Source organism: Halomonas sp. SIMBA_159 (genome assembly GCF_046536035.1).
Taxonomy (GTDB): Bacteria; Pseudomonadota; Gammaproteobacteria; order Pseudomonadales; family Halomonadaceae; genus Vreelandella; species Vreelandella venusta_A.
In genome coordinates, this window is record NZ_JAWJBT010001733.1 from 1 (window position 1) to 232 (window position 232).

The following is a 232-nucleotide window of genomic DNA, read 5'->3' on the forward strand; positions in this document are numbered from 1 at the left end:
GGCGGCGATCTATCTGGAGGAGTTCGCGCCGAAGAACCGCTGGACCGACCTGATCGAAGTCAACATCAACAATCTGGCGGCGGTGCCTTCCATCGTATTCGGTCTGCTGGGCCTGGCGGTTTTCCTGAACTTCTTCGGCCTGCCGCGCTCGGCCCCGCTGGTCGGCGGCATGGTGCTGGCGCTGATGACGCTGCCGACGATCATCATCGCCACCCGGGCCAGCCTGAAGGCG

The 232-nt window shown here is 64.7% G+C and carries 1 pseudogene; it reads left to right on the plus strand.

Annotation, left to right across the window (positions count from 1 at the left end):
• Nucleotides 1-232 (plus strand): annotated as a pseudogene (locus R0J87_RS25135) (phosphate ABC transporter permease PstA); the annotation flags it as partial.